This is a genomic window from Nocardiopsis quinghaiensis, assembly GCF_008638365.1.
GTDB classification, from domain to species: domain Bacteria; phylum Actinomycetota; class Actinomycetes; order Streptosporangiales; family Streptosporangiaceae; genus Nocardiopsis; species Nocardiopsis quinghaiensis.
This window is the reverse complement of record NZ_VWVU01000017.1, coordinates 36516-47898: the sequence shown is the minus strand read 5'-3', so window position 1 is coordinate 47898 and position 11383 is coordinate 36516. Positions and strand designations below refer to the sequence as shown.

Annotated in this window: 7 protein-coding genes; 2 read left to right on the top strand and 5 right to left on the bottom strand. The window is 71.4% G+C overall.

The window, feature by feature from the left end:
* The first annotated feature begins 188 nt into the window (after positions 1–188).
* Both FYX01_RS18975 and FYX01_RS18970 read left to right on the top strand, forming a co-directional pair.
* On the top strand, positions 189–764 hold the full coding sequence (locus tag FYX01_RS18975; RefSeq protein ID WP_150243260.1) for a TetR/AcrR family transcriptional regulator: 576 nt from the start codon (positions 189–191) through the stop codon (positions 762–764).
* Between the two features lie 212 nt (positions 765–976).
* Positions 977–1639: an O-methyltransferase gene (locus FYX01_RS18970; protein WP_150243258.1), complete on the top strand. Its 663-nt coding sequence runs from the start codon at positions 977–979 to the stop codon at positions 1637–1639.
* 46 nt (positions 1640–1685) lie between these two features.
* On the opposite strand, the gene FYX01_RS18965 is transcribed toward FYX01_RS18970, so the two are convergent.
* Genes FYX01_RS18965 through FYX01_RS18945 form a run of 5 tightly spaced genes read right to left on the bottom strand, consistent with a single transcriptional unit; the run spans position 1686 to position 11371 of the window.
* Positions 1686–2771: an HAD-IIIC family phosphatase gene (locus FYX01_RS18965; RefSeq protein WP_150243256.1), complete on the bottom strand. Its 1086-nt coding sequence runs from the start codon at positions 2769–2771 to the stop codon at positions 1686–1688.
* Between the two features lie 31 nt (positions 2772–2802).
* Complete coding sequence (locus FYX01_RS18960; protein WP_150243254.1) at positions 2803–3912, bottom strand: acyl-CoA dehydrogenase family protein; 1110 nt, start codon at positions 3910–3912, stop codon at positions 2803–2805.
* Positions 3905–4186, bottom strand: a complete 282-nt coding sequence (locus FYX01_RS18955) for an acyl carrier protein (RefSeq protein WP_150243252.1) — start codon at positions 4184–4186, stop codon at positions 3905–3907. Before FYX01_RS18955 ends, FYX01_RS18960 begins: the two co-directional genes overlap by 8 nt.
* Positions 4183–5073 (bottom strand): 3-hydroxyacyl-CoA dehydrogenase family protein, encoded by an 891-nt coding sequence (locus FYX01_RS18950; protein WP_223830541.1) that lies wholly within the window; start codon positions 5071–5073, stop codon positions 4183–4185. Before FYX01_RS18950 ends, FYX01_RS18955 begins: the two co-directional genes overlap by 4 nt.
* Before the next feature lie 52 nt (positions 5074–5125).
* Complete coding sequence (locus tag FYX01_RS18945; protein ID WP_150243250.1) at positions 5126–11371, bottom strand: type I polyketide synthase; 6246 nt, start codon at positions 11369–11371, stop codon at positions 5126–5128.
* Between the last annotated feature and the right edge of the window lie 12 nt (positions 11372–11383).

Genomic DNA, 11383 nt, shown 5'->3' with positions numbered 1-11383 from the left:
GTAGAAGGGGCGGCAACCGGTTTTCGCCGCCGGGGCCGCGCCGACGCGGCGCGGTGCTCCGGCGCCTGTGGGGCCTTGGGCACGTACGGGCCAACGCCCGCCGGGCCCGGGTTGTTCCGAACGCGGCCCCGGCAGGCCCGCCGAGGCGGTCGTCCGTCCCGGACCGTTCGGATGCCAAGATGGTCCGCATGCCCCAGGACACGCGTGGCTCCCTCGTCGCCTCGGCGCGGCGGCTGCTGGACTCCGGCGGGACCGAGGCGGTGACACTACGCGAGGTCGGACGCCTGAGCGGGCTCTCCCGCATAGCGCCCCACGAGCACTTCGCGGACGAGGAGTCCCTCCTGGCCGCGGTGGCGGCCAAGGAGTTGGAACGGCTGGGCGGCATCATCGACCGCGCGGCGGGGCAGGCCTTCACCGCGCGGGAGGCCCTGCGGACGGTGCTGCACTCCTACACGGCCTGGGCCATGGACCATCCGGAGCGGTTCTCCCTCGTCTTCGGCGCCTGGTCCGGCCCCCAGGAGGAACCCGGGGCCGCGGCCCGGCGCACCCGGGCCTCCCTGGCCGCGGTGGTCCGGCAGTGCCAGGCCGAGGGGGTCGTTCCGGACGGGAACGCGGAACGGCGCACCGCGCTGCTGCTGGCCGCCGCGCACGGTGCGGTGAGCCTGGCCCTGACCGGCCACCTGGGGCCGGACAGGGGCGCCGGCCCCGAGGACGTCGTCGACGACCTGTTGGAGCTGCTGGGCTCCGCCGCCGGGAAGCGGTAGGCGGGCGGGGCCGCGCCATGCTCCCCCGCCCGCCACGCGCAAACGGTCAGCCGGCACGCGGCCGTGCCGAGGACGGACCCGGTGCCGCCCGGGGACGGGCACAGACGCCTTCGGGACCGCCCCGGGAAAAAGACGATGCCGCAACGTCCGCGCCACGATTCCGCTCAGCACCGCTTCGGCCCCCTTCACTTATTCCCCCTAGTATTCACCCCATGGCTCATCAGACCGAAATGACTCCCCGCCTCCTGGACTACGTGCGCAACACTTCTCTGCGCGACGACGACATCCTGTCCGGGCTACGGGAGGAGACCTCCGAACTACCCGGCGGAGAATCGCTGCAGGTGATGGCGGAGGAGGGACAGCTACTGGCGCTCCTCGCCCAGTTGTCCGGCGCCCGCTCGGTACTGGAGGTCGGCACCTTCACCGGATACAGCACCTTGTGCATGGCCCGTGCGCTTCCTCCCGAGGGGAGGATCGTCACCTGCGACATCACGGACCGCTGGGCGGACATCGGTGTCCCCTACTGGAAGAGGGCCGGCGTGCGCGACCGTATCGAGCTACGCGTCGGAGACGCCACGGAAACGCTCTCGGAACTCGTCGATAAAGGGGAGGAGAACCGTTTCGACATGGTTTTCATCGACGCCGACAAGAAGAACTATCCGGTCTACTACGAGCATGCCGTTTCACTGGTCCGTTCCGGCGGACTCGTCGTCGTGGACAACACCCTCCTCTCCGGCCGCGTGGCCGACGAGGGGGCCCAGGATCCGGACACGGTGGCGATCCGTGAACTGAACGCCACCCTGCACGGTGACGAGCGCGTGGACGTCTCCCTCCTGACCATGGCCGACGGGATCACCCTGGCCCGCAAGCGGTAGCCGGACGCCGCCGGGTGGCCCCTCCACCCAGCGGGCCCTCCGGGGCTCACCCCAGTTCGAGGGCTTCGATCCTGAGCGTGGCGGCCGGTTCGCGGCGCTCGGTCACCAGGTGCAGACGTTGGACGCCGTCCTCGGGCGCCCCGGTCACCGCCTCGGCGCACGAGCAGGGGTCCTCGGTGAAGCCGGCGAACCGATAGGCGATCTCCATCATCCGGTTGCGCTCCGTGGGACGAAAGTCCGCGACGAGGTGAACTCCCCGACGCGCCGCTTGATCGACCAGCCAGTTCAGGATCGCGGTGCCCGCGCCGAACGAGACGACCCGGCAGGAGGTCGCCAGCAGCTTCAGGTGCCACACCGTCGCGTGCTTTTCCAGGAGCACCACGCCGACGGCCCCGTGGGGGCCGAAGCGGTCCGTGAGGGTGACGACCAGTACCTCGTGCCCGGGATCCGAGAGCAGTGAGCGCAGGGTGGCGTCGGAGTAGTGCACGCCGGTGGCGTTCATCTGGCTGGTCCGCACGGTCAGCTCCTCGACTCGGGAGAGATCCTCCCCGCCGGCCCTACCGATGCCCATGACCAGTTCCAGGGAGCGCAGGAAGGCCTCGTCGGGACCGGTGAAGTCCGTTCGGGCCTCCTCCCGCGCGAACCCCGCCTGGTACATCCTGCGCCTGCGCTGCGCGTCCACGGTGACCACGGACGGGCTGAACTCGGGCAGCTCCGGTAGTGACGCGGCCTGTTCCGCCATGTAGCAGCGGACGTCGGGAAGGGAGAACCTGACCTCCGCGCGTTCGGCGGGCTGGTCGTCGATGAAGGCCACCGCGCCCTGGGCGAAGTTGAGCCGGTCGGCGATGACCCGCACCGACTCCGACTTGGGCCCCCACCCGATACGGGGCAGCACGAAGTACTCGGCTATCCCCAGCTCCTCCAGACGGGCCCAGGCGAGGTCGTGATCGTTCTTGCTCGCGACCGACTGGAGGACGCCGCGGGAGTCCAGCTCGACCACCACGTCGCGGACCTCGTCTGCGAGGAGGAGCTCGTCCCCCTCCAGAAGGGTCCCTTTCCACAGTGTGTTGTCGAGGTCCCACACCAGGCACTTCACCAGCGCGGAGCCCCGTCCGCCTCTGTCTGCACTCACCGTTTGTTCTCCTGTCTGCGTCGGGAATGGTTCAGTCGACGGTGGCGAGGACGTGGTCGGCCAGGAGGAGTGTGCACATCTCGCTGCTGCCCTCGATGATCTCCATCATCCGGGCGTCGCGGTGGGCGCGCGCCACGGTGTGTCCGTCGTGCGCCCCGGTCGAGGCCAGGACCTGCAGCGCCGCGCTCGCCCCCGAGACGGCGTGGGTGGCGCTGACGTGCTTGGCCAGCACGGTGGCGGTGACCATGTCCGGCGAACCGGTCTCCCAGCAGGCACTGGCGTGTTCGCACGCGCGGGCGGCGATCTGTTCGGCCGTGTAGATCTCGGCCAGGTGGCGCGCCACCAGTTGGTGCCGGGAGAGCGGCACTCCGAACTGCTCACGGGTGCGGGCGTGCCGGGTCGCCTCGGACAGGCAGGCCCGCAGGATGCCCACACACCCCCAGGCCACCGACATCCGGCCGTGGGCCAGGGCGGCGGTGACCAGGAAGGGCAGGGGAAGCCCGGTGCCGCCGAGCACGGCGTCGGCCGGCACACGGACACCGTCGAAGGTGATGTCGGCGTGCCCGGCGGCCCGGCAGCCCAGGGGTTCCGGGATCCTCTCGACCGTGACACCGGGGGTGTCGGCGGGGACGACGACCGCGGCGGCCGCGTCACCGAACCGGCCGAACACCAAAAGCAGGTCCGCGTAGGCGGACGTGGTGATCCACGACTTGCGTCCGTCGACCACGACGGTGTCGCCCTCGGACCGGATGGTGGTGGCCATAGCCGACAGGTCGCTGCCCGCGCCGGGTTCGCTGAAGGCCGCCGCGGCGATCTCCCCACCTGTCAGACGCGGCAGGTAGCGGTCGCGCTGGTCTTCGTCCCCGAGCCGCTCGATGCTGCCCGCCACCATCTGCTGCGAGGTCATCACACTGCGCAGGGAGCTGCACAGGCTGCCCACGTGCGCGGTGAGTTCCCCGCCGTCGCGACTGCCCAGGCCCGGTCCGCCGTACCGGGAGGGCACCTGCGGGCACAGCAGCCCACCGGAGGCAAGCCCGCGCAGGACCTCACCGGGCAGTTTCCCGGTGAGGTCCCACTCGGCTGCCCGGTCTCCGACGACCTCGCGCACCTGCGCCGCCAGTTTCCTCAGGTCATCAGCCATCGGTGTCCTTGTCGGTCTTCAGGCGGCGAACCAGGCCGGCCATGGTCCGGACCGTACGGAAGTTGTCGAGCTTCAGGTCACCGCCGCGGATGGACACCCCGTAGGTCTGTTCCAAGTGCACGACGAGTTCCATGGCGAACATCGACGACAGACCGCCGGTGGCGAACAGGTCGACGTCCTCGTCCCACGACACCCGGGTCCGGCCCTCCAGGAAGGCGATGAGACCGGCCTCGATCTCCCCGCGGCTCTGGGGCGTCTGAGCGGGCGTGGTCATGACAGTTGCTCCGTCCGTTCGTAGGTAAAGAACCCGCGGCCGCTCTTACGGCCGTGGTCTCCCGCCTCGACCTTCTTCAGGAGAAGGTCGCAGGGGCGGCAGCGTTCGTCGCCGGTGCGTTCGTGCAGAACCCACAGGGAATCGACGAGGTTGTCCAGACCGATCATGTCCGCGGTCCGCAGCGGCCCCGTCCGGTGGCCGAGGCAGCCGACCATGAGTACGTCGACGTCCTCCGCGCTGGCGGTGCCCTCCTGGACCACCCGGGCCGCGTCGTTGATCATCGGGTGCAACAGGCGGCTGGTGACGAACCCCGGGGCGTCGGACACGACCACGGACTCCCGGCGCAGTGTGCGCAGCAGGTCGTCGAGGACGTCCAGGACGTGCTGGGAGGTCCGCGGCCCCTGGACGACCTCGACGGTGCGAATCAGGTAGGGCGGATTCATGAAGTGGGTGCCCACCAGTTCGCCGGGGCGGGCGAGATATCCGGCGAGGTCGTCCACGGGGATGGACGAGGTGTTGGTGATCAGGACCGTGCCCGGCTTGGTCCTGGCCCCCACCTCGGTGAGCAGGACGGACTTGAGGTCGTACTGCTCGGTGACGGCCTCGACGACGACCGTGGCATCAGCTGTGGAGTCCAGTGACGTGGTGGTACTGAGCTCCCCGGGGGCCGCCCCCTCTGGCACGGCTCCCATCAACTGGGCGACACGCTTCTGGTGGTCGATTCTGGCGCGTGCCCTGTCGAGGGCGGCCTGGTCGACGTCGACCAGTGTCACGGGCACGCCGTGGCCGAGCGCGAGGGAGGTGATCCCGGCACCCATGGTGCCGGCCCCGAGCACCGTGATCCGGTGCTCGTCGGAGCGTGGCGGTGCCGCTTCCGTGGGCATCATGCTCTCCTGTGTCTGTGCGAATAGCGATCAGGGGCGGGGGCGGGGGGACTGCTCACAGTCCTCGTTCGACCAGCCAGTCGTGCAGGACTCGGGCGATGATGTCGGCGTGGTCCTCCAGCATGGTGAAGTGATCGCCGGGAACGGTGATCCGCTCGTGCGGAGGTTCCCAGCTGAACGGGGGGATGGGGACCCCGTCCCGGTCGGTGATGGGGTCCTCCGGACGCAGGACCACCGAGGGCGCCACGACGGCCCCGGGCCGTACGTTGGCGAACAGTCGCATGTACCGGCCCATCGCGGTGAGGCGGGCGCTGTCGACGATTCCCAGGGCGCCGCCCCGCTGGAGCATCTGGGCCTCCGTGGTCGGCAGGACCGCGTCATCGTCCGGATGGGGTGGGTCCAGGAGCGCCACGGCCGCCGGGTGCACGCCGCGCTTCTCCAAGAGCTCGACCACGGCGTGCGCGACCGGCCCCCCGGAGGAGCGGGAGACGACGACGAAGGGGCGTCCGTCGGCGCAGCGGGTGACGGCGTCGGCCTGTGCCGCGAGGGCCGCCGCCAGCGTGTCGGGCAGTGGTTCGCCGTCCCGGAAACCCGGGTGGGGGATGACCGTGACCTCCCGCAGCCCACGCACGCCGCCGGCGAACCTCGCGAACTCCTGGGGACCCGAGGCCAGGACGATGGACGGTAGGCAGATCAGGAGGGAGGTATCGGTTTCCTTGCTCGACAGGACGACCGGACCGCGCGCGGAAGCATAGCCCTCGCCCTCGGAGAAGACGGGACGTACCAGCCCGGCCGTGTCCAGCAGCCGCATCCCCTCCGCGGTCCTGCCCTGGCGGCAGAACTCCTCGAAGAGCGTGACCAGGCTGTCCGGCGTCTCCGGCCCGTCGGCCTCAGGAGCGTCCGTCACCGCTCGCGCCCTCGGAGCCGGCTCGCCGGAACCGGGTAGGCGCTCCAGCAGGAAACGCGCCACAGCGGTGGGGGTCGCGTGCTTGAACGCCAGCCCGGCGGGGAGCCGCAGGCCGGTCGAGGAACTGAGCTGGTTGCGGAGTTCGACCGCGGTGAGCGAGTCGAAGCCGATCTCCAGGAAGTCCCGGTCGGTCGCCACCTCCTCAGGAGTCGAGTGCCCGAGTACCTCGGCCGTGGCCTCCCGGACAAGGTCGAGGACCACTCGTTGCCGTTGCTCGGTGCCTGCTCCGGCAAGGCGGCGGCGCAGGCCCTCGGAGTCGGCCGCGTGGCCCGCCGCCCTGCGCCGCGGCTGGCGCACCAGTCCGCGCAACATCGTCGGGACGTCGGCGCCCTTCATGCTCCGCTCGGACACCGCCGCGATGTCCAGCGGTACCGCCAGGAGGTGGGGCGCGTCCACGGCCAGGGCTTCCTCGAAGAGCTCCGTCCCACGCTCGGTGGCGATCTGTTCCACCATGCCCATCCGTGCGTAACGGTGCAGGTCGGTGTCGTCCAACCGCACGGTGAGCTGGCTGCGCTCGGCCCACATGCCCCACCCGATGGTGGTGGCGGGAAGCCCCTGGGCACGGCGCCGGTGCGCCAGTGCGTCGAGATAGGCGTTGGCCGCGGCGTAGTTCGCCTGCCCCGGATTGCCCAGCGTGCTGGCCGCCGAGGAGAACAGGACGAACTCCCGCAGGTCCAGATCGCGCGTGAGCTCGTGCAGGTTCAGCGAGGCGTCGACCTTGGGACGCATCACGTGATCGACGTGTTCGGTGGTGAGCGCGGTGAAGACAGCACCGCCGACGGTGCCCGCGATGTGGATGACCGATCTCAGCGGCCGCTCCCCCGGGATCGAGGCGATGACCTCGCGCAGGGCGTCGCGGTCACCGGTGTCGCAGGAGGCGAACGAGAGGGTGGCGCCGAGCTCCGCCAGGTCGGTCTGGAGCTCGGGGCTGGTGCCCTCCCGCCCCCTCCGGCTGACCAGGAGCAGGTGGCGTGCCCCGCACTCGGCGACCAGGTGTCGGACGACCACGCCGCCGACCGTTCCGTTGGCCCCGGTGACGAGCACGGTACCGTCCGACCCCAGATCCAGCGGTTCCCTCTTCTCCGGCGCGGTACGGACCAGCCGCGGGACCAGCATCGCACCATCGCGCAGGGCGACCTGGGGCTCCCCGCTGGCCAGTACCGTGCCCAGGAGCGCCGGTGCGGCCTCCGCGTCGTCCACGTCGATGATGACGCACCGGCCGGGGAACTCCATCTGGACGGTGCGGGCCAGCCCCCACAGGGGTGCGTGGTCCAGGTCCGGAACGTCGTCGGCCTCCCCCGTGCTGACGGCCCCCCGTGTGAGGAGGACGAGGGGCAGGTCCTCACAGCGTTCGTCGAGGAGCCAGCCCTGGAGCCGGGCGAGTGCTCGGTAGGTGGCGGTGTAGGCCGCCTCGGCGGTTCCCTCGGGCTCGGGGACCATACACGGCACCACCACGGCGGAGGGAACGGGGGCTCCGGCGGACAGGGCGGCATGGAGCGAGTCGGCGTCGTCGTGGGACCCGACCGTGTGTCCCGCCGCGGCGATGCCGTCGGCGAAGCCCAGGGGGTCGGGGCCCAGGACCGCGACGGGTGGGGGGTCACCGGCGAAGGGGAGCGCCCCGGAGGGCGGGGTCCACGCGACACGGAACAGGTCGTCCCCTCCCGTGCGGGTGGCGGCCGCCAACTGCTGGGGGCTGACGGGGCGGATGACCAGGGAACCGACGGTGGCGACGGGACGGCCCGAGGGGTCGGTGACCTCCAGGGAGACCGAGTCCTCCGCCGTTCGGGACAGGTGGACCCGGACATGGGAGGCCCCGGTGGCGTGGAGGGTGACGTCGGACCAGGCGAAGGGAAGCCCGGCCGTCTCGGCGAGGCTCGGTCCACCAGGGGGGCCGGAGAGATGGGCGAGGGCGAGGGGGTGCTGTGAGGAGTCCATCAGGGCCGGGTGCATACCGAACCGGGCGGCGTCGGTCTCCGTCCCCTCCGGCAACCGGACCTCCGCGTACAGGTCGTCCCCGTCCCGCCACACCGCGCGCATGCTGCTGAAGACCGGCCCGAAAGCGTTGCCCATCTCGGCGAGGCGGGGGTAGAAGTCGTCCACCGGCACCGGAACCGCCCCGGCGGGTGGCCAGGGCGTCCCGTGGCCCGGTGTCCCGTGGCCCGCTCCGGTCCGCGCGATCCGTCCGCTGGCGTGCTGGGTCCAGGAAGCGCTGTCGTCCCCGCCGGGCCGGGAGTGCACGGCGAGCGGCCTACCACCGCTCGCGTCCGGTGGCCCGACCCTGAGTTGGATCTGCGCACCGCCCCGGGGTGGCAGCCGCAACGGCGTGTGCAGGATCAGTTCCTCCACACGCGGGCAACCGACGTGCTCGCCGGCGTGCAGGGCGAGTTCGAGGAAGGCGGTTCCGGGGACCAGGACCATGTCCAACACGACGTGGTCGGCCAGCCAGGGGTGGCTGTCCAGGCCGATCCGCCCCGTGAACAGGTGCTCGTCGCCGGTGGCGAGCGAGACGGCGGCGCCGAGCATGGGGTGGCCGGCGCCGCTGAGACCCGCACGGGTGACGTCCGCGCCCTCGGTACCCTCGGAGACCCAGTAGTGCCGGTGCTGGAACGCGTAGGTCGGCAGGTCGACCTCCCGATGGCCGCCGAACAGCCGGGACCAGTCCACCGGCACCCCGTGCACGTGCGCTCGTGCCAGCGAGGTGAGGAAGCGGTCGGCACCGTCCTCGTTCCGGCGCAGGGTGCTCAGGACCACGGCGTCGTCGGCGCCCGCGTCCTCACAGGTCTCCTGGATGGCCATGCCGAGCACCGGGTGCGGAGAGACCTCCAGGAACGTGCCGTGTCCGTCGCCCAGCAGTGCCCGGACGGTGTCCTCGAACCGGACTTGGTGGCGCAGGCCCCGGTACCAGTAATCCGTGTCCATGGGGGTGTCGCCCAGGGGGCCTCCCGTCAGTGACGAGTAGACCGGAACGTCCGGTCGTCGGGGCGTGACACCCGCCAGTGCGGTGACGATCCGCTCTCGCAGTCGTTCCACGTGTGGTGTGTGGGAGGCGTACTCGACCGGGACGAGGCGGGCCTGCACCCCCTGGGACTCGTACTCCTTGACCAGGCGCCGCACTGCCTCCGGTTCCCCCGCGACCACGGTGGCCGCGGGGCCGTTGACGACGGCGACGTACACATGGTCGTCGAGTTCGGCCAGGCGCTCGCCCACCTCGTCGGAACCAAGTGCGACCGAGGCCATCGCCCCGGTACCGGCAAGCTCCAGGATCGCCTGGCTCCGCAGCGCCACGACCCTGGCCGCGTCCTCCAAGGAGAGCGCTCCGGCCACGCACGCCGCCGCGATCTCCCCCTGTGAGTGGCCGACCACGGCAGACGGCTCGGTTCCGTGGGACCGCCACAGAGCGGCGAGCGAGACCATCACGGCCCACAGCGCCGGCTGGACGACGTCGTCGCGGTCGAGCGGCGGTGCCCCGTCCTCTCCCCTGAGCACGGCGGTCAGCGACCAGTCCACGAACGGCGACAGCGCACGCTCGCAGTCGACCATCCTCTGGGCGAAGACCGGGGAGGAGGCCATCAGGTCGACGGCCATGCCCTCCCACTGGGAGCCCTGGCCGGGGAAGACGAACACGGCTCGCTCCCGAGCGGCGGCGGTGCCCTGGCAGACGGCGGCGTTCGGAACGGCCTGGCCGAGGGACTCCAGGCCCCGGAGGAGGCCGTCCCGGTCCCGTGCCGTCACGGCCGCCCTGTGTTCGAAGACCGTGCGGCTGGTGACCAGGGACCAGCCGACGTCGGCGGGGTCGAACCCGGGGTGCTCCACGAGGTGATCGTGCAGGCGTGCGGCCTGAGCACGCAGAGCCGGCTCCGACCGTCCGCTCAGCAGCCACGGAACCGTGCGCGTCTCCAGGGGGGCGGAGTCACCACCGGTCCTCGGTTCAGGGACGGGGGCGAAGTCGTCAGGAGCCTCCTCCAGGACCACGTGGGCGTTGGTCCCGCTCACACCGAACGAGGACACGGCGGAGCGGCGCGGGCGGTCGGTCCGCCGCCACGGCGCGGCCTCGGTCAGCAGCGCCAGCGCCCCGGACTCCCAGTCCACGTGCGCGCTGGGCTCGTCCACGTGCAGGGTGCGGGGCAGGGTCTCGTGCCGCATCGCCATGATCGCCTTGATCACGCCGCCCACACCCGCGGCCGCTCCGGCGTGACCGATGTTGGACTTCAGCGAGCCCACGCCGACGGGCTGGTCGGCGGGTCGCCCCCGCCCGTAGGTGGCCAGAAGAGCATTGGCCTCGATGGGATCGCCCAGCGTCGTTCCCGTTCCGTGCGCCTCCACCAGGTCGACGTCACCAGAGGCCAGCCGGGCGTCGGCCAGCGCCTCCCGGATCACGCGCTGCTGGGCCAGGCCGTTGGGAACCGACAGTCCGCTGCTGGCTCCGTCCTGGTTCACGGCGCTGCCGCGCAGCACCCCCAGGACGCGGTGGCCACGGCTCCGGGCGACGCTGAGCCGCTCGAGGAGGAGCATGCCCGCCCCCTCCGACCAGCTTGTGCCGTCGGCACCCGAGGAGAAGGCCTTGCAGCGGCCGTCGGGAGCCAGTCCGCGCTGGCGGCTGAAGGCCACCCAGGGGCCGGTGTTGGTGTACACACTGACCCCGCCGGCCAGGGCCAGGTCGCACTCCCCCTCCCGCAGGGAGCGGGCCGCCAGGTGGAGGGCGACCAGGGAGGAGGAGCAAGCGGTGTCGAGGGTCAGTGTCGGTCCCTCCAGACCGAGGGTGTAGGCCACCCTGCCGGCCGCGACGGCGGGCATGACACCGGTGAGCAGGTATCCCTCCAGCTCCTCCCCCGCCTGCCGGATGGAGGGGCCGTAGGACTGGCCGACCATGCCCAGGAACACCCCGGTGGAGGTGCCGCGCAGGGTGGTGGGGTCGATGCGCGCGTGCTCGACGGCCTCCCAGGAGGTTTCCAGTGCGATCCTCTGCTGCGGGTCCATGGCGACGGCCTCGCGGGGGCTGATCCCGAAGAACTCGGCGTCGAACCCACCGGCCCCGTGCAGGAAACCGCCCTTTCGCAGGTAGCTCGTCCCCGGGACGCCGGGGTCGCTGTCGAACAGGGTGTCCAGTTCCCATCCCCGGTCAGCGGGGAATTCCGTGAGTCCTTCCCCGCCCCGCTCGACGAGCTCCCAGAGGCTGTCGGGGGAACCCACCTCTCCCGGATAGCGGCAGCCGATGCCGACCACGGCGATCGGCTCGTGCCGCCGTCCCTCCAGTTCGTCGATACGGCCACGCGCGTGGCGTAGGTCGAACGCGAGCCGACGGGCCAGTTCCTGGAACTTGTCCTCATGCGTCATGGGTGACCAACT

What these genes read in the sequence shown, in the direction of transcription:
- FYX01_RS18970 (WP_150243258.1), top strand. Translation starts at nt 977, where the DNA reads ATGGCTCATCAGACCGAAATGACTCCCCGCCTCCTGGACTACGTGCGC.
- FYX01_RS18975 (WP_150243260.1), top strand. Translation starts at nt 189, where the DNA reads ATGCCCCAGGACACGCGTGGCTCCCTCGTCGCCTCGGCGCGGCGGCTG.
- FYX01_RS18960 (WP_150243254.1), bottom strand. Translation starts at nt 3,912, where the DNA reads ATGGCTGATGACCTGAGGAAACTGGCGGCGCAGGTGCGCGAGGTCGTC.
- FYX01_RS18950 (WP_223830541.1), bottom strand. Translation starts at nt 5,073, where the DNA reads ATGATGCCCACGGAAGCGGCACCGCCACGCTCCGACGAGCACCGGATC.
- FYX01_RS18955 (WP_150243252.1), bottom strand. Translation starts at nt 4,186, where the DNA reads ATGACCACGCCCGCTCAGACGCCCCAGAGCCGCGGGGAGATCGAGGCC.
- FYX01_RS18945 (WP_150243250.1), bottom strand. Translation starts at nt 11,371, where the DNA reads ATGACGCATGAGGACAAGTTCCAGGAACTGGCCCGTCGGCTCGCGTTC.